The 26,527-nt window shown below is 70.1% G+C and carries 30 protein-coding genes; 11 read left to right on the top strand and 19 right to left on the bottom strand.

Translation table 11 applies throughout. The annotated features are described in order from the left end of the window. The first annotated feature begins 65 nt into the window (after positions 1 to 65). The gene (locus tag AB4078_RS04100; protein WP_441976060.1) at positions 66 to 707 is read left to right on the top strand and encodes a class I SAM-dependent methyltransferase; all 642 of its coding nucleotides are present in this window, start codon (positions 66 to 68) and stop codon (positions 705 to 707) included. A gap of 106 nt (positions 708 to 813) precedes the next feature. On the opposite strand, the gene dapF is transcribed toward AB4078_RS04100, so the two are convergent. Beyond that, the gene (gene dapF, locus AB4078_RS04095; protein WP_441976059.1) at positions 814 to 1,686 is read right to left on the bottom strand and encodes a diaminopimelate epimerase; all 873 of its coding nucleotides are present in this window, start codon (positions 1,684 to 1,686) and stop codon (positions 814 to 816) included. A 165-nt stretch (positions 1,687 to 1,851) separates the two neighbouring features. Here dapF and AB4078_RS04090 point away from each other — a divergent pair, with 165 nt between their 5' ends. Beyond that, on the top strand, positions 1,852 to 2,472 hold the full coding sequence (locus AB4078_RS04090; RefSeq protein ID WP_440732094.1) for a ClpP family protease: 621 nt from the start codon (positions 1,852 to 1,854) through the stop codon (positions 2,470 to 2,472). 1 nt (position 2,473) lies between these two features. After that, complete coding sequence (locus AB4078_RS04085) at positions 2,474 to 3,112, top strand: ClpP family protease (protein ID WP_440732095.1); 639 nt, start codon at positions 2,474 to 2,476, stop codon at positions 3,110 to 3,112. On the opposite strand, the gene AB4078_RS04080 is transcribed toward AB4078_RS04085, so the two are convergent. Beyond that, on the bottom strand, positions 3,094 to 3,465 hold the full coding sequence (locus AB4078_RS04080; protein ID WP_441976058.1) for a helix-turn-helix domain-containing protein: 372 nt from the start codon (positions 3,463 to 3,465) through the stop codon (positions 3,094 to 3,096). The two genes, AB4078_RS04085 and AB4078_RS04080, sit on opposite strands and share 19 nt — an antisense overlap. A 169-nt stretch (positions 3,466 to 3,634) precedes the next feature. On the opposite strand from AB4078_RS04080, the gene AB4078_RS04075 reads away from it, so the two are divergent. Then, the gene (locus AB4078_RS04075) at positions 3,635 to 3,886 is read left to right on the top strand and encodes a DUF4242 domain-containing protein (RefSeq protein ID WP_440732097.1); all 252 of its coding nucleotides are present in this window, start codon (positions 3,635 to 3,637) and stop codon (positions 3,884 to 3,886) included. Between the two features lie 16 nt (positions 3,887 to 3,902). Next, positions 3,903 to 6,470: an ATP-binding protein gene (locus AB4078_RS04070; protein ID WP_441976057.1), complete on the top strand. Its 2,568-nt coding sequence runs from the start codon at positions 3,903 to 3,905 to the stop codon at positions 6,468 to 6,470. Positions 6,471 to 6,502: 32 nt separating this feature from the next. Here AB4078_RS04070 and AB4078_RS04065 read toward each other — a convergent pair whose 3' ends face one another. The 13 genes from AB4078_RS04065 to AB4078_RS04005 all read right to left on the bottom strand — a co-directional run bounded on the left by AB4078_RS04065 (position 6,503) and on the right by AB4078_RS04005 (position 19,708). Continuing rightward, positions 6,503 to 6,970 (bottom strand): GNAT family acetyltransferase, encoded by a 468-nt coding sequence (locus tag AB4078_RS04065; RefSeq protein ID WP_441976056.1) that lies wholly within the window; start codon positions 6,968 to 6,970, stop codon positions 6,503 to 6,505. Next, a complete protein-coding gene (gene miaA, locus AB4078_RS04060) occupies positions 6,967 to 7,941 on the bottom strand; it encodes a tRNA (adenosine(37)-N6)-dimethylallyltransferase MiaA (RefSeq protein ID WP_441976055.1) in 975 nt (324 codons plus the stop codon). Before miaA ends, AB4078_RS04065 begins: the two co-directional genes overlap by 4 nt. Continuing rightward, positions 7,938 to 9,491, bottom strand: coding sequence for a tRNA (N6-isopentenyl adenosine(37)-C2)-methylthiotransferase MiaB (gene miaB, locus AB4078_RS04055; protein WP_441976054.1), 1,554 nt, complete (start codon positions 9,489 to 9,491; stop codon positions 7,938 to 7,940). The genes miaA and miaB overlap by 4 nt, the downstream gene beginning before the upstream one ends. A 98-nt stretch (positions 9,492 to 9,589) precedes the next feature. After that, the gene (locus tag AB4078_RS04050) at positions 9,590 to 10,420 is read right to left on the bottom strand and encodes a regulatory protein RecX (RefSeq protein ID WP_441976053.1); all 831 of its coding nucleotides are present in this window, start codon (positions 10,418 to 10,420) and stop codon (positions 9,590 to 9,592) included. Between the two features lie 28 nt (positions 10,421 to 10,448). Then, positions 10,449 to 11,501, bottom strand: a complete 1,053-nt coding sequence (recA, locus tag AB4078_RS04045) for a recombinase RecA (RefSeq protein ID WP_440732104.1) — start codon at positions 11,499 to 11,501, stop codon at positions 10,449 to 10,451. A gap of 272 nt (positions 11,502 to 11,773) precedes the next feature. Beyond that, positions 11,774 to 11,998, bottom strand: a complete 225-nt coding sequence (locus tag AB4078_RS04040; RefSeq protein ID WP_441976052.1) for a DUF3046 domain-containing protein — start codon at positions 11,996 to 11,998, stop codon at positions 11,774 to 11,776. Between the two features lie 4 nt (positions 11,999 to 12,002). Next, on the bottom strand, positions 12,003 to 12,311 hold the full coding sequence (locus tag AB4078_RS04035; RefSeq protein ID WP_233309681.1) for a helix-turn-helix domain-containing protein: 309 nt from the start codon (positions 12,309 to 12,311) through the stop codon (positions 12,003 to 12,005). A gap of 141 nt (positions 12,312 to 12,452) precedes the next feature. Beyond that, on the bottom strand, positions 12,453 to 12,992 hold the full coding sequence (locus AB4078_RS04030; protein ID WP_441976051.1) for a CinA family protein: 540 nt from the start codon (positions 12,990 to 12,992) through the stop codon (positions 12,453 to 12,455). After that, positions 12,992 to 13,579, bottom strand: coding sequence for a CDP-diacylglycerol--glycerol-3-phosphate 3-phosphatidyltransferase (gene pgsA / locus AB4078_RS04025; protein WP_441976050.1), 588 nt, complete (start codon positions 13,577 to 13,579; stop codon positions 12,992 to 12,994). Before pgsA ends, AB4078_RS04030 begins: the two co-directional genes overlap by 1 nt. Continuing rightward, complete coding sequence (locus AB4078_RS04020; protein WP_441976049.1) at positions 13,579 to 16,380, bottom strand: DNA translocase FtsK; 2,802 nt, start codon at positions 16,378 to 16,380, stop codon at positions 13,579 to 13,581. The genes pgsA and AB4078_RS04020 overlap by 1 nt, the downstream gene beginning before the upstream one ends. A 93-nt stretch (positions 16,381 to 16,473) precedes the next feature. Beyond that, a complete protein-coding gene (locus AB4078_RS04015; RefSeq protein WP_441976048.1) occupies positions 16,474 to 18,150 on the bottom strand; it encodes a ribonuclease J in 1,677 nt (558 codons plus the stop codon). A 129-nt stretch (positions 18,151 to 18,279) separates the two neighbouring features. Beyond that, positions 18,280 to 19,257 (bottom strand): 4-hydroxy-tetrahydrodipicolinate synthase, encoded by a 978-nt coding sequence (gene dapA, locus AB4078_RS04010; RefSeq protein WP_440732110.1) that lies wholly within the window; start codon positions 19,255 to 19,257, stop codon positions 18,280 to 18,282. Positions 19,258 to 19,285: 28 nt separating this feature from the next. Beyond that, the gene (locus AB4078_RS04005) at positions 19,286 to 19,708 is read right to left on the bottom strand and encodes an EF-Tu/IF-2/RF-3 family GTPase (RefSeq protein ID WP_440732111.1); all 423 of its coding nucleotides are present in this window, start codon (positions 19,706 to 19,708) and stop codon (positions 19,286 to 19,288) included. Positions 19,709 to 19,747: 39 nt separating this feature from the next. On the opposite strand from AB4078_RS04005, the gene AB4078_RS04000 reads away from it, so the two are divergent. Beyond that, positions 19,748 to 20,287 (top strand): NUDIX domain-containing protein, encoded by a 540-nt coding sequence (locus AB4078_RS04000; RefSeq protein ID WP_441976047.1) that lies wholly within the window; start codon positions 19,748 to 19,750, stop codon positions 20,285 to 20,287. A 12-nt stretch (positions 20,288 to 20,299) separates the two neighbouring features. Here the strand turns inward: AB4078_RS04000 and AB4078_RS03995 are convergent, their stop codons facing one another. From AB4078_RS03995 to AB4078_RS03985, 3 genes are read right to left on the bottom strand one after another with little or no spacing between them, the layout of a single operon-like run. Then, positions 20,300 to 21,061 (bottom strand): SDR family NAD(P)-dependent oxidoreductase, encoded by a 762-nt coding sequence (locus tag AB4078_RS03995; protein ID WP_441976046.1) that lies wholly within the window; start codon positions 21,059 to 21,061, stop codon positions 20,300 to 20,302. Positions 21,062 to 21,093: 32 nt separating this feature from the next. After that, positions 21,094 to 21,570, bottom strand: coding sequence for a dihydrofolate reductase (locus tag AB4078_RS03990; RefSeq protein ID WP_441976045.1), 477 nt, complete (start codon positions 21,568 to 21,570; stop codon positions 21,094 to 21,096). Further along, positions 21,567 to 22,376 carry a thymidylate synthase gene (locus AB4078_RS03985; protein ID WP_440732115.1) on the bottom strand — a complete coding sequence of 270 codons (810 nt, stop codon included), beginning with the start codon at positions 22,374 to 22,376 and terminating at the stop codon, positions 21,567 to 21,569. The genes AB4078_RS03990 and AB4078_RS03985 overlap by 4 nt, the downstream gene beginning before the upstream one ends. Before the next feature lie 120 nt (positions 22,377 to 22,496). Here AB4078_RS03985 and AB4078_RS03980 point away from each other — a divergent pair, with 120 nt between their 5' ends. From AB4078_RS03980 to AB4078_RS03970, 3 genes are all read left to right on the top strand, one after another. Further along, positions 22,497 to 22,934 (top strand): TlpA family protein disulfide reductase, encoded by a 438-nt coding sequence (locus AB4078_RS03980; protein WP_441976044.1) that lies wholly within the window; start codon positions 22,497 to 22,499, stop codon positions 22,932 to 22,934. After that, complete coding sequence (locus AB4078_RS03975) at positions 22,931 to 23,482, top strand: DUF4395 domain-containing protein (RefSeq protein WP_441976043.1); 552 nt, start codon at positions 22,931 to 22,933, stop codon at positions 23,480 to 23,482. Before AB4078_RS03980 ends, AB4078_RS03975 begins: the two co-directional genes overlap by 4 nt. A gap of 67 nt (positions 23,483 to 23,549) precedes the next feature. Next, on the top strand, positions 23,550 to 23,975 hold the full coding sequence (locus AB4078_RS03970; protein ID WP_440732118.1) for an OsmC family peroxiredoxin: 426 nt from the start codon (positions 23,550 to 23,552) through the stop codon (positions 23,973 to 23,975). 77 nt (positions 23,976 to 24,052) lie between these two features. On the opposite strand, the gene AB4078_RS03965 is transcribed toward AB4078_RS03970, so the two are convergent. After that, positions 24,053 to 24,487, bottom strand: coding sequence for a hypothetical protein (locus tag AB4078_RS03965; protein ID WP_440732119.1), 435 nt, complete (start codon positions 24,485 to 24,487; stop codon positions 24,053 to 24,055). A gap of 156 nt (positions 24,488 to 24,643) precedes the next feature. Between AB4078_RS03965 and AB4078_RS03960 the strand changes: the two genes are divergently transcribed. Together AB4078_RS03960 and AB4078_RS03955 are read left to right on the top strand one after the other, a co-directional pair. Next, positions 24,644 to 25,648, top strand: a complete 1,005-nt coding sequence (locus tag AB4078_RS03960; protein WP_441976042.1) for an ATP-binding cassette domain-containing protein — start codon at positions 24,644 to 24,646, stop codon at positions 25,646 to 25,648. Beyond that, the gene (locus AB4078_RS03955; protein ID WP_441976041.1) at positions 25,645 to 26,475 is read left to right on the top strand and encodes an ABC transporter permease; all 831 of its coding nucleotides are present in this window, start codon (positions 25,645 to 25,647) and stop codon (positions 26,473 to 26,475) included. Before AB4078_RS03960 ends, AB4078_RS03955 begins: the two co-directional genes overlap by 4 nt. Positions 26,476 to 26,527 lie beyond the last annotated feature (52 nt).

The following is a 26,527-nucleotide window of genomic DNA, read 5'->3' as shown; positions in this document are numbered from 1 at the left end:
TCTCGTGCCCGCCGATTCAGACGGGCGCCTTAACTTTAGCTGTGAGTGTCCGCTACGCTCGCTCCATGGGCTCGGACCACTACTTCACTGCGGCCCCCGCCAGCCCCGAGAACCTCCGCAGGATCAGGGTGACCCTCGCGGGCAAGGAGATCGAACTCACCACCGCGGCCGGAGTCTTCAGCCCCGATCACGTGGACGTCGGCACCTCCGTGCTCCTCGCGAACACTCCGCCTCCGCCTCCCGGCGGGCATCTGCTCGATCTCGGGTGCGGCTGGGGTCCGATCTCGTTGTCGCTCGCTCTCGCCGCGCCGCACGCGACCGTGTGGGCCGTGGACGTGAACGAGCGGGCGCTCGACCTGGTCCGTCGCAACGCGGCGGAACTCGGCCTCGACAATGTCAACGCCGTCACACCCGACGATGTTCCCGCCGACGTGAGCTTCCGCACCATCCGCTCCAACCCGCCCATCCGGGTCGGCAAGAGCGAGTTGCACGATCTGCTGGAGCGGTGGGTTCCGCGTCTGGACGAGCGCGCCGACGGTTGGTTCGTGGTGAGCCGCAACCTCGGAGCGGATTCGCTGCAGCGCTGGCTGGCGACCACGTTCGCCGACGGATACAGCGTCTACCGCGCGACGACCGGCCGCGGCTTCCGCGTGCTGAAGGTGCGCCGGCACGGCACGCCGCGCACCGAAGCCATCGAGCTGCCCTAGCCCAGGCACCGGCCGCTGCGCCTGTCGAAGCGTCCGACCCATGGATCCGGGCCCTTCGACGGGCTCAGGGACCGGATACGCGGTCCCTGACGGCGAACTAGCTCGATCAGACGAGTTCGATCTCGCCGGAGAAGGCGAGCTGGGCGGGTCCGGACAGGAACGCGTGCTCGCCCCCCGCTCCCGGTGCCATCGTCACCCGGAGCGTTCCGCCCGGAGCTTCCACGAGCCACTCGTCGGGAGCGCCCGCGCCGGCCCAGTGCCGCACCGCGAGAGCGGTCGCCACCACGCCGGTTCCGCAACTGAGGGTCTCCCCCACGCCGCGTTCGAACACGCGCATGCGCACCCGGCCGATGCCGTCCTGCACCAGCGGTTCCGCCGGCACGACGAATTCGACGTTCGCGCCGTGCTCGGGCATCGGAGCGAGCTCCGGGCCGTTCGTGAGCTCGAGGCCGTCCAGCTCCGCGTCGGAGGCGATCGCCACGACCACGTGCGGGTTGCCGACGTCGATGCCGAGGCCCGGACGCGGAACGCTCAAGCCCGTCGCACGCGCCAGCGGATCATGGCCGGAGAGCCGCCACCCGCCGATGTCGACCCGGTAGCCCTCCGCGCTGCGCGTGACCTCGCGTACACCGGCGCGCGTGCCGATGGAAAGCGCTTCGCCCTCGGCGAGCTCCGCGAGGCCGGTGCGGAGAAGGTAGTGCGCGAACACCCTGACTCCGTTGCCGCACATCTCGGCGATGGACCCATCGGCGTTGCGGTAGTCCATGAACCACTGCGCGGCCGGGTCCTCTGCGAGCGCGGCGGTCCCCTCGGGGAGCGCGGCGGAGCGCACCACGCGCAGCAGGCCGTCCGCGCCGATGCCGAAGTGGCGGTCGCACAGGGCGGCGACCTGGTCGGCCCCGAACTCCAGCGCACCGTCGGGGTCGGCGATGATGACGAAATCGTTGCCCGTGCCATGCCCCTTGGTGAATGCGACCATGCCTCGATTCTAGGGGCGGCGCTTCTGCGGCCACTGCGCGGACGGCACCCTCCCCGCGGCGGTTCCGCCCGCTCGGAGGCGCGGTTCCGCCCGCTCTGCCGGGAGCAGATCCGCTCCCGGCAGATCTGCTGGCGCCGCCCTCGCACGTCGCCGCACGCTGAGGTCATGACCGATGACATGCCCCGCAACCTCTTCGACGCCGACACGCGGCGGATGCTGTTCGCGCGCCGGGTGCTCGTACTCGACGGCGCGCTCGACGACGACAACGGCGTGCTGCTGATGACCCAATTGCTCGCCCTGGCCGCCGAGGATCCGGACGCCGACATCACGCTCTGGATCCACTCCCCCGGCGGCTCCGTGCCCGCGATGCTCGCGATCCGCGACCTCATGCGCACCGTGCCGTGCGACGTCGCCACGATCGCCTTCGGGCTCGCCTGCAGCGCCGGTCAGTTCCTGCTCTCGGCCGGGACGAAGGGCAAGCGCCGTGCGCTGCCGCACAGCCGGATCCTGCTGCATCAGGGATCTGCGGGCATCGGCGGAACCGCCGTCGATGTCGCGCTGCAGGCGGCGGATCTGCGGCACACGCGCGACACCGTGCTCGGTCTCGTCGCCGACGACACCGGGCAGAGCATCGAGCGCGTCTTCGAGGACTCGCTGCACGACCGCTGGTACAGCGCCGAGGAGGCGCTCGCCTACGGATTCATCGACGAGATCACCACGGACTTTGCCGCAGTACTTCCTCGTCCCACTCGCCGGAGCATCGGCCTGACCGCAGAAGGAGCCTGACATGGCCTCGTTCCTCGTCCCCAACGTCATCGCGACCTCGTCCCGCGGCGATCGCGTCCTGGACGTCTACTCGCATCTGCTCGCCGAGCGGGTGATCTATCTCGGGACGCCGCTGGATGCCGACGTCGCCAACGTTCTCGTGGCACAGCTGCTGCATCTCGACGCCACCGGCAGCGACAGGGACATCCAGCTCTACATCAACTGCGAGGGCGGCGATCCCAGCGCCATGCTCGCCGTCTACGACACCATGCGCTTCATCCGCTCAGATGTGGCGACGTTCTGCATCGGGCAGGCCGTCTCGGTCGGTGCGGTCCTGCTGGCGGCCGGTGCCGCGGGCAAGCGCGCCGCGCTCCCGCACGCCAGGGTGATCCTGCATCAGCCCGCCGCGCAGGGCCGCGGCACGATCCCCGACCTCATCCTGCAGGCCGACGAGGTCGTGCGCGTGCGCGACAGCCTGGAGCAGATCCTCGTCGCGCACTCGGGGCAGAGCGCCGAGCGACTGCGCACCGACACGGATCGGGACCTCGTGCTCACCGCGGAGGCCGCTCGGGAGTACGGACTCGTGGATCAGGTCGTGACGCAGGCTCCCCCGAGCGCGCTCCCCGCCGGAGCGGGAGACGCTCAGGCGGCCAGCGCGTAGGCGGCGCGCGCGGGCTGAGCGGGCTGCCGGATCGGCGCCGCCGAGCCGATCGTGATCCGCTCGGCGACGCCGAGGGTGAGATCGAGGAGGGTGAGATCGAGAGCACCGGACACCGCGGCGAGCATCTCGCTGGATGCCTCCTTGCGTCCGCGCTCCATCTCCGACAGGTACTGCGGCGAGACGCCCGCACGCTGCGCCGTCTCGGCGAGCGTCTCGCCGCGATCCGTGCGGGCGTCGCGCAGCAGCTCCCCCACAACGCTCCGCCAGAGCCGCTCGGGTTCGCCGCCCGGGCTGGTGCGCGGCCCGTGCGCGGTGGTGCGAGCAGTGCGGAAGGGGTCAGTGGTCGCGGTCATGGCGCCATGCTAGGCACGGCTCCTGCGCGGACGCGACCGGATCCGCTCTGAGCAGAATCCCGCTCGATCGCCCGCCGGAAGATGGGTGAGTTCCCCGATTCCGGATGCGCCGTCGAGCGATGGAATCGAAGAGCGGAACAGCTCCGCGCCCTCAAGGAAGGAAACGCTCATGGCGCTCTTCATGGATGTTCACACGCTCGACGGCCCGGTGGCGATGGCCGACGTCGCCGCAGCGCATGCCGCGGATCTGGCCACGCAGGATCAGCATGGCGTGCACTACCTGCGGTACTGGGTCGATGAGTCCGCGGGCAAGATCTTCTGCCTCGTCGACGCCCCCGATGCGGAGGCCGCGAACACGGTGCACCGCGAGGCGCACGGTCTCGTCGCCGACGAGATCCATCTCGTCAACGAGGGTGTCTGAGCGGTTGAATGGAGACGTGCTCGTCGAACGGGATGCCCTCCTGGCCGAGCTCGTCACCGATCTCGACGACGCGCTCGCGGGAACCGGCCGTGTCATCTTCCTGGGCGGCGAGGCCGGAGTCGGCAAGACCGCATTGGTGCGGTCGCTCGCCCGGTTGGCGCGCCCGCGCTGCCGTGTGCGGATCGGCGGTGCGGACAACGTCACGACACCGGGCGCGCTCGGTGCCTTCCAGGACGCGATACCGGAGATCGCCGCATCCGTCACCGCCGGCGGGGACCGGATCCGACTGTTCCGCGAACTCAGGGATCTGATCGCGGCGGCCCCCGCCCTGCTCGTGCTCGAGGATCTGCATTGGGCGGATGAGGCGACCTTGGACGCGGTCCGGTATCTCGCTCGCCGCATCGAGACGTCTCCCGTCCTCGTGGTGGCGACCTATCGGCACGACGAGATCACCGCCCGTCACCCGCTCACCGCGCTGCTCGGCGATCTCGCCACAACCGCCGAGGTGCGCCGGCTGCTCGTACCGCCGCTGACCGTCGACGGCGTGGCACGACTCATCTCGGAGTCCGGCGACGCGGTGGATCCGACCGCCCTCCACCTGCGCACCGGAGGGAACGCGTTCTTCGTGACCGAGAGCCTGGCGATCGGAGGCGTTGCGCTTCCCGCCACGGTCAGCGACGCGATCCTCGCCCGCGTCTCCCGGCTGACTCCTGCCGCCCAGGACGTGGCAGCGGCCGCGGCGATCCTGGGGGCGGGCGCCGATGCCGAGCTGCTCGCGCGCATCAGCGGGCAAGCGCTGGACGCCGTCGACGAGTGCACGGATGCGGGCGTACTCATCGAGGTCGGCGGATCCCTGGGGTTCCGTCACGAACTCGCACGCGAGGCGGTCGAGCAGAGTCTGTCGGCCGTGCGCCGTCGGCAGCTGCACGGACGAGCGCTGCGTGCCCTGGCCGAACGGACCCCCGAGGACCACCGCACCCTCGCACACCACGCGGCGGGCTGCGGCGACGAGGCCGCCGCGATGGCGCATGCCGTCGCCGCCGCGGAGAAGGCTGCACGCGGCAGCGCGCACCGGGAGGCGGCGGAGCATTACCGCCTCGCCGTGCGGCACTGCATCAGCGCCACCGAACGGGCGGAACTGTTCGTCGCGCTTTCCTACGAGTGCTATCTGACCGACCAGCTGCCGGAGGCGCTCACCGCACGACAGCAGGCGCTCGAACTGCACGAGGTCATCGGCGACGCCCTGCGGCTCGGCGACGACGAGCGGTGGCTCTCACGCCTCTCCTGGTTCTCCGGGCACGGGAACGATGCGCAACGCTACGGCCTGCGAGCCGTCACCACCCTGGAGCAACTGGCACCGGGTGTGGAGCTGGCCTGGGCGTACAGCAACTACGCCCAGCTGCGCATGCTCGCCGAGGAACCCGAGGAGGTCGAGCACTGGGGGCGCAAGGCGCTCGAACTCGCTCGCGCTCTGGGCAGTCCTGACATCGAGAGTCACGCGCTCAACAACCTCGGCACCGCCGAACTCCAGTCCGGCCGGGTGGAGCAGGGTCAGCGGGATCTGACCCGCAGTCTCGACATCGCCCGAGCCGCCGACCTTCCCGAGCATGTGGCGAGGGCGTACACCAATCTCGGCTCCTCAGCGGTGCTGCAGAAGCGCCTCGCCGATGCGCATGTGTTCCTGAGTGCCGGGATCGCGTTCTGCGAGGACCGTGACCTCGACTCGTGGGCCGGATACATGACGGCATGCCTCAGCCTCGCGCTCGCCGACGAAGGCCGCTTCGACGAAGCGCTGGCCTCCGCCGATCCGCTGCTGGACCACGCCGGAACGGCGCCGGTCTCCCTCATGCCCGCAGCCGGAGCGGCCGCCCGGGTCCTTGCTCGACGCGGATCCGACGCGACGCCGAGGCTGGCGCTCGCCCAGCGTCTGGCGGCGGAGGCGGGCGAGCTGCAGCGCCTCGCACCCGCGGTGTGCGCCGCCGCCGAGCACGCCTGGCTCACGAGCGACGCAGGGGCCATCGGCGCGCTGACGGCATCGACGTGGGAGCTCGCTCTCGCCCACGACGAGGAATGGGCCACGGGCGAGCTCGGGTGGTGGCGCCTGCTCGGTGGGGCGCCCTTCGCCGCCGCCGGTCGCGTGGCGGAGCCGTTCGCGCTCATGCTGACCGGCGATCCGCGGGCGGTGCAGGCCTGGACGGACCGGGGCTGCCCCATCTGGGCCGCGTACGCGGCGATGCTCGATCCGGACGTCGCCGTCGTCGACCACGCTGTGCGCGCACTCGATCAGCTCGGCGCCGTTGCAGCGATCGAGGCGATCCTGCGCACCCGGCATGCACACGGGCTCGCGCTCCCGCGCCGTCCCCGCGCGCAGGCTCGCGGCAACCCCGCCCAGCTGACGGCGCGCGAACTCGAAGTGCTCGGTCTTCTCGGTGAGGGCCTGTCGACCCCGGAGATCGCCGAGCGCCTGATCCTGTCCCGGCGCACCGTGGAGCACCACGTCGCCGCGGTGCTCCGCAAACTCGGCGAGCCCACCCGTGGGCGCGCGGTCGCCGCGGCGTCCCGGCGAGGGCTGCTGCCGGTGTGACGGCCGCGAGCCGGATTCGGTCCGCGGCCCGATCAGATGTCGTGGATGAGGCGCTTACCCGTGTTGCCGACCTCGAAGCGCTCATAGCCGAGCGCGTCGTAGAAGCCGAGCACCTGCTCGTTGCCGGCCCGCACCATCAGCTGCACCTTGGGGCACCCCATGGCGAGCAGGAGCCGCTCGGCCTCGGCGACGAGCGCGCGCCCGATGCCGGCACCGCGCCGGTCCGAGACGCTGGCGAGGTAGTACAGCCAGCCGCGGTGCCCGTCGTAGCCCGCCATCACGGATCCGACGATCCGTCTGGTGTCATCCGGGCCCGTTCCAGCACCGTCCGCGACTGGTTCCTCGGCGACGAGGAAGAGTTCGGGCTGCACTGCGAGCTTGCGCTCGATGTCGGCGCGGGGGTCGTTCCACGGGCGGGTCAGCCCCGCGTCCTCCCAGAGGGCGACGACAGCATCGGTGTCGCGCCGGTCGAAGGTCCTGATCGTGAACCCGATGGTCATGCTCGTTCCTCCACGATGGCCTGCACGTCGATCGGCGCGAGCGCGTCGACCCACTCCGCCTCGGCGTATCGCCGGAACCAGGACACCTGGCGCCGCGCGTACCGACGGGTCAGCGCCTGGGTCTCGGCGATCGCCTCGTCCTGCGTGAGCACGCCGGCCAGCTGGGCCAGCGCCTGCGCGTAGCCGATCGCACGCCGTGCCGTCGTGCCCTGCTCGAGCCCGTCGCCTCGCAGGCGCTCCACCTCGGCCAGCATGCCCTGCTCCCACATCCGCTCCACACGGCGGTCCAGGCGCTCGACCAGCGATACCCGCTCGACGCCCAGCGCCAGCACGCGCGTGCGCGGACGCCACAGCAGCGGCTGCTCGGGCAGCGCGGCGCCGTGGGTGCGCTCGCCCTGTGCGAGCACCTCGAGCGCCCGCACGATGCGGCGGCCGTTCTTCGGATCGATCCGTGCGGCGGTCGCCGGATCCTGCTGCTGCAGCCGCGCGAGCAGCGGGCCAGGACCGTCCTGGTCCAGTTCCGCCTCGAGGCGCGCACGCAGCGCGTCATCCCGCGGCGGGAAGCGGAAGTCGTACAGCACGCTGGAGACGTAGAGACCCGATCCGCCGACGAGGATCGCATCCGCGCCGCCGGAATGGATCTGTTCGATCGCGCTGCGCGCATGCGGTTGATACCAGGCCACCGCCGCGTCCTCGGTGACCTCGAGCACGTCGAAGAGGTGATGCGGGATCCCCCGCCGCTCGCTGACCGGGAGCTTTGCGGTGCCGATGTCCATACCGCGGTAGAGCTGCATCGCGTCGGCGTTGACGATCTCCGCGCGCCGTCCGCACGCCGCCAGCGCGTGTGCGAGGTCCAGCGACAGGTCGCTCTTACCCGTGCCGGTCGCACCCACGATCGCCCACAGACGTGGAGCGCTGTCGGCGGACTCTTCGCCCGGCTCAGGGACCGACACTCCGCCCGGTGCGTTCACACTCCGGCGCGGAGCGTCGGCAGCCCCAGCGATACCGCACGCGGCGCCCCGCCGGCGGCTGCGGGCGCGGCCGGCACCGCGCACGACTCCGACTGCGTGCGGTCCCAGGCATCGCCGCCGCGCGTGCGGCGGATCCGCAACGGCGCGCCGTCGACCGCATCCGCGAGCAGATGAAAGGGTGCCGCGTGCGTGATCGTCACGGTCACGACGTCGCCCGGACGCGGGCGCTCCGAGCCCTCCGGCAGTTCGAAGTGCACCAGGCGGTTGTCCTGCGCACGGCCGGTGAGCCGGTGCGTCTCTGCATCCTTCTTGCCCTCGCCCACGGAGACCACGACCTCGACCTCGCGGCCGAGCTGCTTCTGGTTCTCCTCCAGCGAGATGCGCTCCTGCAGCGCGATGAGGCGGTCGTATCGCGCCTGCACGACCTCCTTGGGGATCTGATCCGCCATGGTGGCGGCAGGCGTGCCCTCGCGGATCGAGTACTGGAAGGTGAAGGCGCTCGCGAAGCGGGCCTGCTCCACCACGCGCATCGTGTCCTCGAAGTCCTCCTCGGTCTCGCCGGGGAAGCCGACGATGATGTCGGTCGTGATCGCGGCGTTCGGGATCTTGGCGCGGACGCGGTCGAGGATGCCGAGGAACTTCTCGCTGCGGTAGGAACGGCGCATCGCGCGCAGAATGCGGTCGCTGCCGGACTGCAGCGGCATGTGCAGCTGCGGCATGACGCTCGGCGTCTCCGCCATCGCGTCGATCACGTCGTCGGTGAAGGCGGCCGGGTGCGGACTGGTGAAGCGGATCCGCTCCAGGCCCTCGATCTCGCCGGCGGCGCGCAGCAGTTTGCCGAACGCCTCGCGGTCGCCGAACTCGACGCCGTAGGAGTTCACGTTCTGCCCGAGTAGGGTGATCTCGATCGCGCCGTCCTCGACGAGCAGGCGGATCTCGTTGAGGATGTCGCCGGGGCGGCGGTCCTTCTCCTTGCCACGCAGACTGGGCACGATGCAGAAGGTGCAGGTGTTGTTGCACCCCACCGAGATCGACACCCAGCCGCTGTGTGCCGAATCACGGCGGGTCGGCAGCGTGGACGGGAAGACCTCGAGCGCCTCGAGGATCTCGAGCTCGGCCTCGCCGTTGTGGCGAGCGCGCTCCAGCAGCCCCGGAAGGGACCCCATGTTGTGGGTGCCGAAGACCACGTCGACCCAGGGCGCCTTGTCGAGCACGGCCTGCTTGTCCATCTGCGCCAGGCAGCCGCCGACGGCGATCTGCATGCCGGCGTGCTTGTCCTTGCGGCTCTTCAGATGCCCCAGCGTGCCATAGAGCTTGCCCGCGGCGTTGTCGCGCACCGCGCAGGTGTTGATGATGACGATGTCCGCCTCGTCGTCGACGGCGGCGCGGACGTAGCCGGCACTCTCCAGCGAGCCCGACAGACGCTCGGAGTCGTGCACGTTCATCTGGCATCCGAAGGTGCGCACCTCATAGGTGCGCCGCTGCCCGGCCTCATCGAGCGCCGCGGCGGAGGGCGCGATGAGCGTGGGCTCTGAGAGGGGAATGGTCATAGTGCCTGCCATTCTACTTTCGCCTGGCGGGAACGAGCCCCGCCGTTCGGCGCGGAGATTCCCGCGTCGACACCGTACCCGGGGCTCGGCCGCCGGGCTCAGCTCTCTTCGAACCGCACCCGCCCGACGCCCGAACCGCGCTGCGTCTCACGCCAGGCCGTGCGCGCCGCCGTCAATGCCACGCTCCCGCCGTACCCGCGACGGGACAGCTGCCCGACGAGCCGGCGGACGGCGGTCTCCTCGTCGTAGCGACGCAGCCCCGCCACCTTTGACCGCGCGTAGTCGAGCGCCCGCTCGGCGTCATCGTCGTCCAGGACGGACAGCGCCTCGTCGGCGATCTCCCTCGGAATGCCGCGCTGACTGAGCGTGCGGGCGATCGCCACGCGTCCCTGTCCCTTGCGCTCAGACCCCGAGGTCACGAGGAGCTCGGCCAGGGACGCGTCATCGAGATACCCGCGCTGCTCGAACTGCTCGACCAGGAACTCGCGCTCGTCGGCCGGGACGCCGTTCTCTCGTAGCACGTCTCGCGCTTCCCTGCTGGAGAGCTGCTTGGAGCGGAGCTTGCGCACCAGCAGCTCACTCGCGTCGGGGATCGGATCGTTCGGGGTCGAAGCGTCCCCCGTGCTGTGCCGACCGACGGCACGCAATCCTCGTCGGTCGGGCGAGAACGCCGCGCGCTCGGACGCCCTCGCCTCTCCTGGAGCCAGAGCCGCGGCGGCCGGATGCCGGGAGCTCGGCCCCCGACGCTCCGCCGCGGATTCCTCCGCCCAGGTCGACCGCCACTCCGCCGCCGTGGGCGGAGTGGCGGGTGTCGAGCTCGCCGGGCGCGGGCGTGCTCCGTCGGCCCCCGCACCGCGCCCACCGAACAACGGGATCACGGGGGCGAGGCGCTCGTCCTCGGACGATGCCCCGCCCCTCTCATCGCTCACGGATCACCCCGGTCGCCGAGCTTCGCGGTCAGGCCGGACGCCGCTGCGCCAGCTCGTCGGACGCCGTCGGAGCAGCGGCCGCTGCACCACCGATGCCCAGCTTCTGCTTGATCTGCGTCTCGATCGTCTCGGCGATGTCGGGGTTCTTGAGCAGGAAGTTGCGAGCGTTCTCCTTGCCCTGGCCGAGCTGGTCGCCGTCGTAGGTGTACCAGGCGCCGGACTTCTTCACGATGCCGTGGTCCACGCCGAAGTCGATCAGGCTGCCCTCGCGGGAGATGCCGACGCCGTAGAGGATGTCGAACTCGGCCTGCTTGAACGGCGGGGCCATCTTGTTCTTCACGACCTTGACCCTGGTGCGGTTTCCGACCGCCTCGGTGCCGTCCTTCAGCGTCTCGATGCGGCGGATGTCGAGACGGACCGATGCGTAGAACTTCAGCGCCTTGCCGCCCGCGGTGGTCTCCGGCGAGCCGAAGAACACGCCGATCTTCTCGCGCAGCTGGTTGATGAAGATCATCGTGGTGTTGGTCTGGTTCAGGCCACCCGTGAGCTTGCGCAGCGCCTGGGACATCAGTCGCGCCTGCAGGCCGACGTGCGAGTCGCCCATCTCGCCCTCGATCTCCGCACGCGGCACGAGAGCGGCCACGGAGTCGATGACGATGAGATCGATGGCCCCCGAGCGCACCAGCATGTCCGCGATCTCGAGCGCCTGCTCACCGGTGTCGGGCTGGGAGACGAGCAGCGCGTCGATGTCGACGCCGAGCTTCTTGGCGTACTCGGGGTCGAGGGCGTGCTCCGCGTCCACGAAAGCGGCGATGCCGCCGGCACGCTGGGCGTTGGCGATCGCGTGCAGGGTCAGCGTGGTCTTACCCGAGGACTCCGGGCCGTAGATCTCGACGATGCGCCCCCTCGGCAGTCCGCCGACGCCGAGCGCGACGTCGAGCGCGATGGATCCGGTGGGGATGACCGCCACGGGAGCGCGCTCATCGCTGCCCAGCCGCATGACCGAGCCCTTTCCGAACTGCTTGTCGATCTGGGCGAGGGCGGTCTCGAGGGACTTCTCGCGGTCTGCGGGAGAGGGCATGGGGTGCTCCTTCGTGTCGTGAACTGCCGCCTGTAGGCTGTCGCGGCCGCCCCGGGTGGGGCGAGCTCTCCGACAAGGCGTATGACCTCGTGGTCATGTCCAACACGCTAGGAGGAGCCACCGACATTCAGTCGGAGTCCGCGGGAACCGTGCAGAACCTGCTCACGAGATCATCTGTGCAGGACGATACGCGCATCTCGAACATGTCTTCGACGACACGCCGAGGAGAACGAGGAATGGATCGAACACCACGCGGCCGGATCCGACCGGAGTCAGCGCCGCCGGGGCTCGAGCCGACCCGCGCCGTATCGGCGCGATTCAGGCACGTCCATCTCCGCGCACAGCGCCAGCCACACATCCCGCGGGGGGGCGCCGGCTTCCAGAGCCTGAGCGGCGGTACGACCGCCGACGGCCCTCAGCACGAGGTCCTCGACGAGGGCGCCGCCACGGGATCCGAACTCGGCATCGACCGCCCGGAGGAACTCGCTGCGTCGCATCCCGTCAGCGCAGCGACAGCTCGGACTCGACCGAGGCCACCAGTTCGTCGGGGACGACGTCGGGGATGACCTGCAGGCCCTCGAGCTCGGCGATCCTGTCGCCGACCTCGCGCATGATGGTGGAGATGGGCACGTCGAGCGCTTCGGCCACCGAGGCGAGGATCTCGCTGGAGGCCTCCTTCTGTCCGCGCTCGACCTCGCTGAGGTATCCGAGCGCGACGGACGCCTTGCCCGCGACCTGGCGGAGCGTGCGCCCCTTCTGCAGACGGAAGTCCCGCAGCACGTCACCGATCTCCTGTCGTACGAGAATCATCGGGACCTCCTCTCCCCCATCGCCCGGCCCCAAGCGCCGGACCGGATGGTCAGTCTAACCCGACCTGTCAGGTTCGACACTACTGTTTCGTTCTGTGCGTTGAATGTGAGCACACTCGACTCAACTTCGTCGAGAAGCACTCTATTCCCGGTCATCCCGACCGGGCGCGGCGGCATCGATTCCCGTCCCGGTCACCACGTCGAGGAGCAGTTCCAGAGCCGCCTGCACCGCGGCCGCGCGGATCGCGGATCGATCTCCCCCGAAACGGAACGCCCGGCTGGTCGCACGCTCCCCGACACTCACTCCGACGTGCACCGTACCGACCGGCTTGCCGCCCTGCGGCGTGGGCCCGGCGACACCGGTCGTCGAGACGCCCACGTCCGCTGCGCGCCCATCCACGGCCAATGCGGTGCGGACGCCTGCCGCCATCTGCTGAGCCACCTCCGGATCCACGGGACCGTGTGCGGCGAGCAGGACCGGATCCACTCCCAGCACGGAGGACTTGATCGGCGTGGCGTAGGCGACGACCGCGCCGTTGAGCGCGTCCGATGCTCCCGGGGTCGCCACGAGCGCCGCGGACAGAGCCCCGCCGGTGAGCGACTCGGCGACGGCCAGCGTCATCCCGCGCTCACGCAGCGCATCGAGCACGGCGGCCGCGGCGCGACCCGTCGCATCGGACATCAGGACACCGAGCCCCGGTCCGTGCGCGATCCGCGCACCTGCGCCACGACGTAGTCGATGCCGCTCAGGATCGTCAGGATGAGCGCGATCACCATCAGCACGGTGGTCGTGATCGACCACGCCGGCAGTCCGATCCAGACATGCAGCGGCAGCAGCGCCCAGGACAGCGCGACGGCCTGCACCGTCGTCTTGATCTTGCCCATCCATGCGGCGGCGACGACGTGCTCCTTGACGATCATGAAGCGGTGCACGGTGATGCCCCACTCCCGCACCAGGATGACGAGCACCAGCCACCACCACACCTCGCCGAGGATCGCGAGACCGATGAAGCCCGCTCCGGTGAGCAGCTTGTCGGCGATCGGATCCCAGAGCTTGCCGAAATCGCTGACCAGGTCGTATCTGCGGGCGAGGTAGCCGTCCACCCAGTCGGTCGAGATCGCCAGGATGAACAGCCCCGCCGCGACCCACCGCAGCACGGGCTGCGTGATTCCATTCGTCCCGCCGAGCAGCAGGAGCACGAAGAAGACGACGGCGAGAGGGATGCGCGCGACGGTGATCGCGTTCGGCAGCTGCCGCGGGATCGCCATCAGTCGCGCCCCGTCAGACCCCAGGCGTCCTCATCGGTCTCCGCCTCGACCTCAGGAAGCCCGCGGTACTGCGCCTCGAGCGGATCCTCGCCGTAGCGGTCATCGGAGCCGTAGGACACCGCGGGCGCCGGAGCGGCGGGACGCGGCGGCACCCCAGCCGCAGGCATGGGCGCGGCGGCGGTCGGAGCCGCGTGCGCGGAGGGCGGATCCTCGCCGCGCAGCTTGGCCAGCACCCCGGGCAGCTGCTCGGTGGTGACCAGGACGTCACGGGCTTTGGACCCCTCGGAAGGGCCGACGATCTCACGGGATTCGAGCAGGTCCATGAGCCGCCCCGCCTTGGCGAAGCCGACGCGCAGCTTGCGCTGCAGCATCGACGTCGAGCCGAACTGCGAGGAGACGATGAGCTCGGCCGCGGCGAGGAGAAGTTCGAGGTCGTCGCCGATGTCCTCATCGACCTCCTTCTTCTTGCCCTCGACGGCCTCGGCCACGTCGGGCCGGTACTCCGGACGGGCCTGGCTTGTGACGTGCTTGACGACCGCGTCGATCTCGCTCTCGTCGACCCAGGCGCCCTGCAGACGGAAGGGCTTGGAGGAGCCCATCGGCGAGAACAGCGCGTCGCCCTGACCGATCAGCTTGTCGGCACCGGGGCTGTCCAGGATCACGCGGCTGTCGGTGACGCTGGTCACGGCGAACGCGAGGCGCGACGGCACGTTGGCCTTGATGAGGCCGGTGACGACGTCGACGCTCGGACGCTGGGTCGCGAGCACCAAGTGGATGCCGCTCGCGCGGGCGAGCTGGGTGATGCGGACGATCGAGTCCTCCACATCACGCGGTGCGACCATCATCAGATCCGCGAGCTCGTCGACCACGACCAGCAGGTACGGGTAAGGCTTGAGCACGCGCTCGCTGCCCGGGGGCACCACGACCTCGCCCGCGCGCACGGCACGGTTGAAGTCATCGATGTGGCGGAAGCCGAACGACGCGAGGTCGTCGTACCGCATGTCCATCTCCTTCACGACCCACTGCAGCGCCTCTGCGGCCTTCTTGGGGTTCGTGATGATGGGCGTGATGAGGTGCGGAACGCCGGCGTAACTGGTGAGCTCCACGCGCTTCGGATCGATCAGGACCATGCGCACGTCGGCCGGGCGGGCGCGCATGAGCAGGCTCGTGATCATCGAGTTGATGAAGCTCGACTTTCCGGATCCGGTGGATCCGGCCACGAGCAGATGCGGCATCTTGGCGAGGTTCGCGACGACGATGCTGCCGCCCACGTCCTTGCCGACGCCGATCGTCATCGGATGCGTGCTCTTCTGCGCGGCCGGCGACCGCAGCACGTCTCCGAGCGCCACCATCTCCTTGTCGGCGTTCGGGATCTCGATGCCGATCGCACTCTTGCCGGGGATGGGCGAGAGGATCCGCACGTCATTCGACGCGACCGCGTAGGCGAAGTTGTTGCTCAGCTGCAGGATCTTCTCGACCTTGACGCCGTGTCCTACCTCGATCTCGTACTGGGTCACTGTCGGACCGCGCGAGAAGCCGGTGACCTTCGCGTCCACGTTGAACTGGCTGAGCACGTTGGTGAGCTGCTCGATGACGCGATCCGTGGCCTCGGAGCGCAGCACCGGCGGCGGGCCCGCCTTGAGCGCGCCGGGCGAGGGCAGGATGTACGGGGCCACCGGAGCCTGCGGGCCGTCCTTGCCGGGACCATCGGTGCCGAAGCCATCGAATCCGGCCAGTTCCAGCTCGCCGGTGTCGCCGTCGTCGAGCAATGCGGTGCTCTGCTGCTCCGCCAGGGAGTCCGCGACGGCGCGCACGTCGGTCAGCACCTCGGTGGCCGCGTCGTAGGGATCGTCGTCCTTGATGACAGCCTGATCGTAGGCAGGCGTCGCCACGACGGTGGGGGTGTCGTCCTGCGCGGTGAGCAGCTCGGTGAGATCCTGCGAGCCGAGCCCGCCATCGGGGTCCTCTTCGCGGCCCGTCTTGTTCCGCCGCCACCAGGGCAGCACGTCCGGGTCGTCGACCTTGTCCGCCTCGTCGACCGCCGCAGCGTCATCGGCGGGGGCGTTCTTCGAGGGGCGCTCGGCGTCGAACATCCACGCGTACAGGTCGCCCAGGCGCTGCCCGATGCGGTTCGGCGGCGTCTTCGTGAGGATCAGCACGCTGAGCGCCGCCAGCAGCGACAGCACGATGTATGCCGGGATCGAGGTCAGGTAGCTGAGCGGCTGGCCCAGCAGCCAGCCGAACAGACCTCCGGCGGCGCTGAGCGCGACCATGCCTTGTCGCGGCTGCGGCATGCCGCCGGCGACATGGCAGAACCCCGCCAGGGTGATCACGAACAGCCCGAAGCCGATCCCGATCCGTCCGTTGTCGTGCACGGAGGAGGGATGGCGGAACAGCCAGCCGGCCAGGAGGAGCAGCAGCACCGGCATGATGAACGCGGCGCGGCCGATCAGGGCGCCCACGGAGTAGGCGCTGATATTGGTCGCGACCGTGTTGCCGATGAAGAACCACTCGTTCACGGCGCCCGCGACCGCGAGCAGCACGAGCAGGAACGGGAAGCCGTCGCGGCGCTGGTCCTTCTCCAGCGTCTCCAGGCCGAAGGCGCGGAAGAGCCCGCCGACGCCGTGCGCGAGGCCCGTCCAGGCGCGCACCATCACGGGCGGCTTGTCGGGCTCGTCGACATACTTCCTCGGGGCGGGCGCGGCCTTGGGCTGACTGCGCGGCTTCGCCCCGGACGTGGAGCGACTGCGCGGCGAGGGCTTCTCCGCCGCGCTCTTGGTCGCATTCGAACTCCTGGGCATGCGTCCACGCTACGGCCGCAGACCGACATCGGCCCGCAATGACGCGGCTTTCCGCGGGATTGCGGCCTCATTCAGGCGCAGGATGCGGGTCGGTCACGCCTCGATGACGAGCGGCACGATCATCGGGCGACGACGCAGCTTCTGGTTGACCCAGCGGCCGATCGTGCGGCGCACGATCTGCGAGAGCGCGTGGCTGTCGCGCACGCCGTTGCCGGCCGCCTCCTTGAGCGCGGCGACGATCTTCGGCGCGACATCCTCGAACACCGAGTCGTCCTCCGCCACGCCGCGCGCGTGGATCTCCGGCCCCGAGATGATGCGCCCGGTGGTGGAGTCGACCACGACGATGACGGACACGAAGCCCTCCTCGCCGAGGATGCGCCGGTCCTTCAGATCCGCGTCGGTGATCTCGCCCACCGTGGAGCCGTCGACGTACACGAAACCGATGTCGAGCTGCCCCGCGACGCGCGCGACGCCGTCCTTCAGGTCGATCACGGTGCCGTTGGAGCCGACGATCGTGCGCTCCGCGTCGATGCCGGTGTCCTGCGCGAGCTTCGCGTTCGCGATCAGGTGCCGGTACTCGCCGTGCACGGGCAGCACGTTCTTCGGCTTGAGGATGTTGTAGCAGTAGATCAGCTCGCCCGCCGCCGCGTGGCCCGAGACGTGCACGCGGGCATTGGCCTTGTGCACGACGTTCGCGCCGAGCTTGGTCAGCCCGTCGATCACGCGATAGACGGCGTTCTCGTTGCCGGGGATGAGGCTCGAGGCGAGGATCACCGTGTCGCCGGGGCCCGGCTCGATCGCGTGGTCGAGGTTCGCCATGCGGCTGAGCACGGCCATCGGCTCGCCCTGGGATCCGGTCGACATGTAGACGATCTGATCGTCGGGAAGGTCGCGCGCCTTCTTGTAGTCGATGAGCACGCCGTCCGGCACCTTGAGGTAGCCCAACTGCTCCGCGATGGTCATGTTGCGGACCATCGAGCGCCCGAGGAACGCGACCCGGCGGCCGTTCGCGTGCGCGGCGTCGATGACCTGCTGCACGCGGTGCACGTGGCTGGAGAAGCTCGCGACGATGACGCGGCGCGGCGCCTTGCCGATCACCTGGTCGAGCACCGGCCCGATGGAGCGCTCGGTCGGCGTGAACCCGGGCACGTCGGCGTTGGTCGAGTCGACGAGGAACAGGTCCACACCCTCCTCGCCCAGGCGCGAGAACGCACGCAGGTCGGTGATGCGCCCGTCCAGAGGCAACTGGTCCATCTTGAAGTCGCCGGTGGCGAGCACCATGCCTGCGGGCGTGCGGATCGCCACCGCCAGGGCGTCGGGGATGGAGTGGTTGACCGCGACGAACTCGAGGTCGAACGGGCCGACCTTCTCGTGCTGGCCCTCCTTCACCGTGAGGGTGAAGGGCCGGATCCGGTGCTCCTTGAGCTTTGCCTCAACGAGCGCCAGGGTGAGTCCGGAGCCGATCAGCGGGATGTCGCCCTTGAGCCGCAGCAGATACGGCACGGCGCCGATGTGGTCCTCATGCCCGTGCGTGAGCACCACACCGACGATGTCGTCGAGGCGGTCCTTGATGGGCTCGAAGTCGGGCAGGATCAGGTCGACGCCGGGCTGGTGCTCTTCGGGAAACAGCACGCCGCAGTCGACGACGAGGAGCTTGCCGTCGTACTCGAAGACGGTCATGTTGCGGCCGATCTCCCCCAGCCCGCCCAGGGGCGTGACGCGGAGGGTGCCGGGGGCGAGAGCTTCGGGCTCGGCGAGGGGAATGGTCATGTGATGCCTCCTAGGCGGGGCGCGCTGCGCGCCCGATGTTCGTGATTCCCCTGCCGGGTCGGAGCGGATCCTCCCGCGCCTTTCGCGCGGATCCGTCCCGCTCCGGTCCGATGCCCATCGGTCATGACCTCATCGGGTCGTGCCGTGCACCTTGGGGAGGGCGCCGCCGGCGGCGGCATTGCGGTCGGGGCGGAAGTCGGAGAAGTCCGCACCCGGGATGTCCTTGACGAGAGCGAGCTCGTCCTCGATGAGGGCGGCCTCCCACTCCTCCGGCCCCACCAGGGGCAGGCGGACGCGGGGGCTCGTGATGCGGCCGAGGCCGTGCAGGATGTACTTCGCCGACACGGTGCCGGGCACGTGCGTCATGGCGGCCCGGACGAGCGGCTCCAGGCGCTTGTGCTCGGCAGTAGCCGCGGCGAGGTCGCCCCGGTTCACCGCGTCGACGATCGCCCGATACGGCGCCGAGGTGATGTTCGCCGTGACGCCGATGAGGCCGGTGGCACCGATCGAGAGGTGCGGGAGCACGTTCGAGTCGTCGCCGGAGAAGTACATGAGGTCGGTCTGGTTGAGCACGCGGCTGACCTCGGAGAAGTCGCCCTTGGCGTCCTTCACGGCGAGGATGTTGGGGTGCTTGGCGAGGCGCAGGATCGTCTCGTACTTGATCGGCACGCCGGTGCGGCCGGGGATGTCGTAGAGGATCACCGGGAGGTCGGTGGCGTCGGCGACCAGGCGGAAATGCGTGAGGATACCCGCCTGCGTGGGCTTGTTGTAGTACGGCGTGACGATCATGATGCCGTCGGCGCCGAGCTTCTCGCTGGCCTTGTACAGCTCGATCGCGTGCGCGGTCTCGTTGGATCCGCCACCCGTGATGATCTTGGCCCGGCCTCCGGATACGTCCTTGCCGACCTCGACGAGACGCAGCTTCTCGGCGTCGGTGAGCGTCGAGGTCTCTCCGGTCGTGCCGGTGACGACGATGCCGTCGGCACCGTCGCTGATGACGCGGTCGATGTGCTTCTCGGTCGAGGCCCAATCGACCTCGCCGTCGGCCGTCATCGGGGTGATGAGGGCGACGAGCACCTGTCCGAAGGGATTGCCCGTATGCGTCATGCGTCCAGCGTAATGGTTCGGGCGAGGCTCACGCTGTCGCGGAGACGCGGATGACGTCGCCCCTGGCCAGATCGACGCCGGGCTTGAGCAGCAGGCCGGCCATGGTCCCCTCCGGCGCCTCGGTCGCCTTCTTGCGGAACATCTCGATGCCCGTGATCGTACTGACGCCGACCTCGGCCGCGCCCCGGCGCACCGCCACCCGGTCGCCGACGCGCATCGTGCCCGTCGTGGTCTTGCCCGTGGCGACCTGGCCGCGTCCGGTGATCGTGAAGACGTCCTCGACGACGAACTCCGCGGCGCCCACGCCGCTCGTGGAGCGTTGCGCGGCCGAGGCGATGCCCGTGCCCGGCGCGATCCCGGCGGCGGCCAGACGCTCCGCCTCCTGAGCGTTGTACTGCCGGAGCATGTCGTTCGCGTCCAGCGGATCCTTCTTCTTCCCGAACCAGCCCATGACTTCGAGCCTACGGGGACGGCCGTTAGGCTCGCGCTCATGGCCTGGCACACGCGGGAATCGCGCATCGTCTACGACAACCGCTGGATCTCGGTGCGCGAGGATCAGGTCTCCGGCCCCGCCGGTGACGGGATCTACGGCGTGGTGGCCCTGAAGAACCCGGCGGTGTTCGTCGTGGCTCTCGACGAGGAGGAGCGGGTGTGCCTGGTCACGATCGACCGGTACACGACAGGGCGTTCGGTCGAGGTGCCGGCGGGAGGCACGGACGGGGAGGATCCGCTCGTCGCCGCACGACGCGAGCTGCGCGAGGAGACCGGGCTCGAGGCGCAGGAGTGGACGCCGATCGGCACGATGAACGCACTCAACGGCGTGACCGTGGCGCCCGAGCATGTGTTCCTCGCCCGGGACCTGCGCCAGGCCGTCGACAGTGCGCACACGCAGGCAGAGGAAGGCATCGACGACGTCGCGTGGGTGCCGTTCGCCGAGGCGCTGGCGATGATCACCGACGGGCGGATCACCGACGGCGAGACCGTCGCCGCGCTCGCCTATGCCGGCATCCGGCTGGGTCGGTTCGCCTGAACCTGGCCCAGCTCACATCCGGCCGCGACGGGCGATGCGCGTGGTGAGCGAGCGCGGGACCAGCCTCGAGCCCGCGATCATCGCCTTGTAACGCAACGAAGGGATCACCACCGACCTGCCACGGGCCGCGGCACGAAGGCCCTGGCGCGCGACATAAGGCGCGTCCAGCCACATGAATGACGGCACGCCCTCCTCGCCGGCGGCGAGGCCCATCCGGGCATGGAAAGTGGTGTGCACGAATCCGGGGCAGAGCGCGGTCACGGTGACGCCGTCGCTGGCGTATTCGTCGTTCGCCCAGCGGCTGAACCCGATGATCCACGCCTTGCACGCGGAGTAGGTCGACCGCGAGATGAAGCCCGCGGACGAGGCGACGTTGATGATCCGCCCACCGCGACCGCGCATCACCCCGAGCGCGGCATGCATGAGCCGCATCGGAGCCTCGACCAGCACCCGGAGATGGCGCACCTCGTCGGCGACGTCGTTGTCGGCGAAGTGCAGCGGCAGCCCGAACCCGGCGTTGTTCACGAGCACGTCGATGGGGCGTCCGGTATCCGCGATCCGTCGCGCGACGCGGTCGACGTCCTGCTCCACCGCAAGGTCGGCGACGAGCACCTCGACCGTGACGCCGTGCCGTGCACCCAGCTCCGCGGCGAGCGCCTGCAGCGCGTCCTCCGAACGGGCGACCAGCACCAGGTCCGCACCGCGGTCCGCGAGCTGGCGGGCGAACTCCGCGCCGATTCCGGCGCTGGCGCCGGTGATGAGGGCGGTGGGCATGCGGATCCTCCTGTCGGGAGCGGGCGATGCGGTCAGCGCTGGTAGCCGAGGAAGCGGAAGCGGATCCCGGTCCTGCTGGTCTGCCACTCCCCCTCGGAGACCAGGCGGAAGCCCTTGCGCGAAGGGGCGAAAGCGTCTCCGGGCACGTCCAGATCGAGCTCGGTCACCTCCAGACGATCGGCCTCGCCGACCACCTCGCGGAAGATCTCGCCACCGCCGATCACCCAGGTCTCCTCGAGTCCGGCGAGCGCGTCGGCGATCGACGCCGCGCGGCGGGCGCCGTCGGCGGCCCAGTCGGCCTGCCGGGTGATCACGATGTTCTCGCGGCCGGGCAACGGGCGGAACCGCTCCGGCAACGACTCCCAGGTGCGGCGCCCCATGACGACAGGCGCACCCAGGGTGACCTCCTTGAAGTGCGCGAGGTCCTCAGGAACGTGCCACGGCATCGCGCCGCCGGCCCCGATCACTCCGCCATGCGCCTCGGCCCAGATCAGTCCGATTCGAGTCATACCGCGACCGCCGCGCGGATAGCGGGGTGGTGCTGATAGTCCTCGACCACGAAGTCCTCGTATGCGTAGTCGAAGATCGACTCCGGCTTCCGCGTGATCCGCAGGGTCGGGTACGGATACGGCTCGCGGGTGAGCTGCTCCTGCACCTGCGCGACGTGGTTGTCGTAGATGTGGCAGTCTCCACCGGTCCACACGAAGTCGCCCGGCTCGAGGCCGGTCTGCTGCGCGACCATGAGCGTGAGCAGCGCGTACGAGGCGATGTTGAAGGGCACCCCGAGGAACAGGTCGGCGCTGCGCTGGTAGAGCTGGCAGGACAGTTTCCCGTCCGCCACGTAGAACTGGAACAGCGCATGGCAGGGCGCGAGCGCCATGTCGGGGATGTCGGCCGGGTTCCACGCCGACACGATGATGCGGCGGGAGTCCGGGGAGTTCCGGATCTGGTCGATCACCTGCTGCAGCTGGTCGATGTGCCCGCCGTCCGGCGTCGGCCAGGAGCGCCACTGCACGCCGTAGACCGGACCGAGATCGCCGTCGGCGTCGGCCCACTCGTCCCAGATGGTGACGCCGTTCTCCTGCAGCCAGCGCACGTTCGAGTCGCCGCGGAGGAACCACAGCAGCTCGTACGCGATCGACTTGAAGTGCACGCGCTTGGTGGTGATGAGCGGGAAGCCCTGCGACAGGTCGAAGCGGATCTGCCGGCCGAACACGCTCGTCGTGCCCGTGCCGGTGCGATCGTCTTTGTGCGTGCCGCTGGCCAGCACGTCGCGGAGCAGGTCTTCGTACGGCGTGGGGATCGCGGCGCTCATGGTTTTCAGCGTACCGGCGGCGGCGGACAGCCGGGCCGTCCGACGGGCTCCGGGAGCCGGGGCGCTGACTTGAACCGTCATATCCGACCCCAGCGCCTTTCCCGGACGTAGCCTCGGACCATGTCCCTGCCAATCGCGCTCGTCGTGGTCGCCGCTCTGCTCGCGGCGACCGTGCTCGCCGGCGTTCTGCTGCGCGGGCGGGACGGCCGCGCGGTGACCGTGCGCGGCGACCGGCACGTGGATCCCGCCGATCTCATGCGCCCCCTGGGCGCGCACGCGACACTGGTGCAGTTCAGCACCGAGTTCTGCGCGCGCTGCCCGCAGGTGCGGCGCATGCTCGGATCCGTCGCCGCCGAACGCGAGGGTGTCGTGCACGCCGAGGTGGACCTCACCTCCCGCTCCGACCTCGCCACGCGCTACAAGGTGCTGTCCACCCCGACGACCTTCATCGTCGATCCGGAGGGCCGGATCCGATCCCGCTTCACCGGCGTGCCCACTCGGGCCGCCGTGCTCTCGGCGCTCGACGGCGCCGACGACCTCCAGGAGGCCTCCGCATGACCGCTCCCGCCGGTATCGACCCGCGCGGTCCGCGCTTCGCCGCGTGGATCACGTCCGCCCTGCTGCTCATCGCGACCGTGCTGGGGCTGGTCGAGGCTTCACAGCCGACGACCGCTCAGTTCGGCTGGTTCGCCTATCAGCCGCTCGCGAATACCTTCACGCCAGGATCCGTGCTCGCCTACCGCGCGACCCAGCCCGCGTTCCTGCTCACCCTGGTGATCGCCGCCTTGTTCCTCTGGGGTGTGCTCTCACCGCGCACGCAGCCGTGGAGCGCGCTCTTCCGCAGCGTGGTGCGTCCCCGTCTGGCACCGCCGGCGGAGCTGGAGGATCCGCGTCCGCCTCGATTCGCCCAGGGCGTGGGCCTGTTCGTGGTCACGGTCGGCCTGATCCTGCACCTGCTCGGCGTGCCGTGGGCGCTGCCGATCGCCACCGCGATGGCGTTCGTCGCCGCCTTCCTGAACGCCGCGTTCGGACTGTGCCTCGGCTGCCAGCTCTATCTGCTGCTGCAGCGCGCCGGGATCCTGGGCCGCACGCCGAGACTTCCCTGAAAAGCGAGGTTCCGCTGCGGGCCGATCGATAGGCTGGCACCTCACCCACCCCGATCGGAGGATCCCCATGTCCGTCACCAGCGAAGCCGCAGCCACGTGGACCGGAAGTCTCATCGAGGGTGAGGGATCCGTCTCCTTCTCCTCCTCGCACCTGGGCACGTTCCCCATCAACTGGAAGGCGCGCTCGGAGGGCTCCGACACGACGACCACTCCCGAGGAGCTCATCGCCGCCGCGCACTCGTCCTGCTTCAGCATGGCGCTCTCCCACGCCCTGGCAGGCAACGGCACCCCCGCCGAGCGCGTAAACACCACCGCGTCGGTGACCTTCAAGCCCGGCGTCGGCATCACCGGCAGCCACCTCAACGTGAACGCCTCGGTGCCCGGCCTCGACGCGGAGACCTTCCAGCGCCTCGCGCAGGAGGCCAAGGTCGGCTGCCCCGTCTCCGCGGCGCTTTCCGGCATCGAGATCACCCTCGAGGCGACCCTGGCCTGAGGCTCGCCGTCCCGCCGAGCGGCCGCGTCCCCCGGGGGATGCGGCCGTTCGCATATCGGGCCCCGGGCGTGCCGGAGCTACTTGGCCAGGCGGATCGCCGCGCGGATCGCGGCGCGGGCATCCTTGCGGTGCCCCGCCGCATCGTGCACCACGCCGAGCCGGTACTGTGCGCGCCAGTCCCCCGGCTCCTCGGCAGCCGCCGAGCCGTACTCTGCGAGCAGGCGGTCGGCGTCGTCGGGAAGGAGTCGTCCGTTCGAGCGCAGGTGCTCCGGCGCCTCGGGCATCCCGCCCTCGCCGTCCAGCGTGCGGCCGAGCCGATCGGCGGCAAGGCCGAACTGCAGCTCGCGCACCAGGGCCCAGGCCCCGATCAACGGCATGACGAGCAGAGCGACGCCCATGGTGATTCCGAGAGCCTGGCCGGACCCCAGCAGCACCACCGCACGCCAGCCGACGAGCGCGATGTACAGCACGAGAAGCGCGGCCATGACCACGACGCCGATCCGGGATCCCATCCCTCCATCCTAAGTCGACGGGCCGTCCCGGCCGACGGCTGCGGCCCTCGCCCTCCCGCGCGCGGTCCGCATCGGCGCGCGCCGCAGGACCGTGCCGGAAAGCCGACGACAGCGCCGCGACAGCGCTCCGAAAGCGCTGCCGCCGATGCTCGGAGCATGACGAATCCCACCACCGACTGGGCCCTCGAGGCCGACGGACTCGTGAAGGTGTTCGGAGCGAACCGCGCGGTCGACGGCGTCGACCTGCAGGTGCGCACCGGCGCCGTCTACGGTGTCCTCGGCCCCAACGGCGCCGGCAAGACGACCACCATCAACATGCTCGCGACGCTGCTGCGTCCGGACGGCGGCACCGGCCGCGTGTTCGGGCACGACGTCGTACGCGAGCCGCACATCGTGCGACAGCTCATCGGTGTGACCGGGCAGTTCGCCTCGGTCGACGAGACGCTGTCCGCCACCGAGAATCTCATGATCTTCGCCCGGCTGCTCGGGCTGAGCCGCACCGCCGCGAGGGCCAAGTCCGCCGATCTGCTCGAGCGCTTCGGTCTGACCGAGGCGGCGAAGCGACCGCTGAAGAACTTCTCGGGCGGCATGCGACGCCGACTCGACCTCGCCGCATCCCTCCTCGCGCAGCCGCCGCTGATCTTCCTCGATGAGCCCACCACCGGTCTCGATCCCCGCACGCGCGGACAGATGTGGGACACGATCCGCGAGCTCGTCAGCACCGGATCCACGGTGCTGCTCACCACCCAGTACCTCGACGAGGCCGATCAGCTCGCCGACCGGATCGCCGTGATCGACCGCGGGAAGGTCGTCGCCGAGGGCACCCCCGACGATCTCAAGGCCTCGGTCGGCACCTCGTCGCTGCAGCTGCGCGTCCGGGATGCTGCCGACACCGACGACGCCCTGCGCGCGATCGAGCAGACCCTCGGCGTCCGCGGCGTCCTCTCCCCTGAAGCGTCCCGGATCACCGCCCCGATGGCGGATCCCGACCGCATCGCCGATCTGCTCATCACGTTCCGCGAGGCCGGCATCGGCCTCACCGAGATGAGCGTCCAGAAGCCCACGCTCGACGAGGTGTTCCTCACGATCACCGGCCACACGGCCGACGAGGCGCCTGCCGCCGATCCCGTCTCCGCACCGTTCCAGGAGGTCCGCGCATGACCGCCCTCGCCCCCACCGCCGGCCGTATCGTCCCCGCGGCCGAGCGCCGGCTGAGCCCGCGCGCGAGCCTGTCCCTGACCCTGCGCAACACCCTCACCATGGCCGCCCGCGGTCTGATCAAGATCCGGCGGACGCCGGAGCAGCTGTTCGACGTGACCGTGCAGCCGATCCTGTTCACCCTGATGTTCACGTACATCTTCGGCGGCGCGATCTCCGGCAACGTCTCGAACTACCTCCCGGTGATCATCCCCGGGATCCTCGTGCAGACCGTGATCACCACGTCGGTCGTGACGGGAGTCCAATTGCGCGAGGACATGGACAAGGGCGTGTTCGACCGGTTCCGCTCCCTGCCCATCGCGCGCATCGCGCCCCTCTCCGGAGCGCTGCTGGCGGACACGGTCCGCTACGGCATCGCCACGGTCCTGACGTTCGTGATGGGCTTCCTGATGGGCTACCGTCCTGCCGGCGGGGTCGGCGCCGTGATCGCGGCGGCCGTGCTCGTGATCGTGTGCGCCTGGGCGATCAGTTGGATCTTCGCCTTCGCCGGCGTCATCGCCCGCACCGCGTCGAGCGTCCAGGGGATCTCGATGATCATCCTGTTCCCGCTCACGTTCCTCTCCAACGCGTTCGTGCCGGTGGACACCATGCCGGGCTGGCTGCAGTGGTTCGTGAACATCAACCCGGTCTCCCACCTGGTCACCGCGGTGCGCAACCTCGCCGACAGCGGCACGGTGGGCGTCGATCTGTGGATGTCGCTGCTCGGCGCCGCCGTGATCGTGGCCGTGTTCGCCCCGCTCACCGTCAAGGCGTATATGCGCAAGGCCTGATCCCGGATCCGGCACGACGGGGCGTCCTCCGAAGAGGACGCCCCGTCGTCGT

This window comes from Microbacterium sp. 2MCAF23 (assembly GCF_052115565.1).
Classification (GTDB): Bacteria; Actinomycetota; Actinomycetes; order Actinomycetales; family Microbacteriaceae; genus Microbacterium.
Note: the sequence above shows the minus strand (reverse complement) of the source record. Positions and strands in the feature narration are given on the sequence as shown.

Coding starts and splice junctions, on each gene's coding strand:
- AB4078_RS04100 (WP_441976060.1), top strand. CDS start 66: ATGGGCTCGGACCACTACTTCACTGCGGCCCCCGCCAGCCCCGAGAAC.
- dapF (WP_441976059.1), bottom strand. CDS start 1,686: ATGGTCGCATTCACCAAGGGGCATGGCACGGGCAACGATTTCGTCATC.
- AB4078_RS04090 (WP_440732094.1), top strand. CDS start 1,852: ATGACCGATGACATGCCCCGCAACCTCTTCGACGCCGACACGCGGCGG.
- AB4078_RS04085 (WP_440732095.1), top strand. CDS start 2,474: ATGGCCTCGTTCCTCGTCCCCAACGTCATCGCGACCTCGTCCCGCGGC.
- AB4078_RS04080 (WP_441976058.1), bottom strand. CDS start 3,465: ATGACCGCGACCACTGACCCCTTCCGCACTGCTCGCACCACCGCGCAC.
- AB4078_RS04075 (WP_440732097.1), top strand. CDS start 3,635: ATGGCGCTCTTCATGGATGTTCACACGCTCGACGGCCCGGTGGCGATG.
- AB4078_RS04065 (WP_441976056.1), bottom strand. CDS start 6,970: ATGACCATCGGGTTCACGATCAGGACCTTCGACCGGCGCGACACCGAT.
- miaB (WP_441976054.1), bottom strand. CDS start 9,491: ATGACCATTCCCCTCTCAGAGCCCACGCTCATCGCGCCCTCCGCCGCG.
- recA (WP_440732104.1), bottom strand. CDS start 11,501: ATGCCCTCTCCCGCAGACCGCGAGAAGTCCCTCGAGACCGCCCTCGCC.
- AB4078_RS04040 (WP_441976052.1), bottom strand. CDS start 11,998: ATGCGACGCAGCGAGTTCCTCCGGGCGGTCGATGCCGAGTTCGGATCC.
- AB4078_RS04035 (WP_233309681.1), bottom strand. CDS start 12,311: ATGATTCTCGTACGACAGGAGATCGGTGACGTGCTGCGGGACTTCCGT.
- AB4078_RS04030 (WP_441976051.1), bottom strand. CDS start 12,992: ATGTCCGATGCGACGGGTCGCGCCGCGGCCGCCGTGCTCGATGCGCTG.
- pgsA (WP_441976050.1), bottom strand. CDS start 13,579: ATGGCGATCCCGCGGCAGCTGCCGAACGCGATCACCGTCGCGCGCATC.
- AB4078_RS04020 (WP_441976049.1), bottom strand. CDS start 16,380: ATGCCCAGGAGTTCGAATGCGACCAAGAGCGCGGCGGAGAAGCCCTCG.
- AB4078_RS04015 (WP_441976048.1), bottom strand. CDS start 18,150: ATGACCATTCCCCTCGCCGAGCCCGAAGCTCTCGCCCCCGGCACCCTC.
- dapA (WP_440732110.1), bottom strand. CDS start 19,257: ATGACGCATACGGGCAATCCCTTCGGACAGGTGCTCGTCGCCCTCATC.
- AB4078_RS04005 (WP_440732111.1), bottom strand. CDS start 19,708: ATGGGCTGGTTCGGGAAGAAGAAGGATCCGCTGGACGCGAACGACATG.
- AB4078_RS04000 (WP_441976047.1), top strand. CDS start 19,748: ATGGCCTGGCACACGCGGGAATCGCGCATCGTCTACGACAACCGCTGG.
- AB4078_RS03995 (WP_441976046.1), bottom strand. CDS start 21,061: ATGCCCACCGCCCTCATCACCGGCGCCAGCGCCGGAATCGGCGCGGAG.
- AB4078_RS03990 (WP_441976045.1), bottom strand. CDS start 21,570: ATGACTCGAATCGGACTGATCTGGGCCGAGGCGCATGGCGGAGTGATC.
- AB4078_RS03985 (WP_440732115.1), bottom strand. CDS start 22,376: ATGAGCGCCGCGATCCCCACGCCGTACGAAGACCTGCTCCGCGACGTG.
- AB4078_RS03980 (WP_441976044.1), top strand. CDS start 22,497: ATGTCCCTGCCAATCGCGCTCGTCGTGGTCGCCGCTCTGCTCGCGGCG.
- AB4078_RS03975 (WP_441976043.1), top strand. CDS start 22,931: ATGACCGCTCCCGCCGGTATCGACCCGCGCGGTCCGCGCTTCGCCGCG.
- AB4078_RS03970 (WP_440732118.1), top strand. CDS start 23,550: ATGTCCGTCACCAGCGAAGCCGCAGCCACGTGGACCGGAAGTCTCATC.
- AB4078_RS03965 (WP_440732119.1), bottom strand. CDS start 24,487: ATGGGATCCCGGATCGGCGTCGTGGTCATGGCCGCGCTTCTCGTGCTG.
- AB4078_RS03960 (WP_441976042.1), top strand. CDS start 24,644: ATGACGAATCCCACCACCGACTGGGCCCTCGAGGCCGACGGACTCGTG.
- AB4078_RS03955 (WP_441976041.1), top strand. CDS start 25,645: ATGACCGCCCTCGCCCCCACCGCCGGCCGTATCGTCCCCGCGGCCGAG.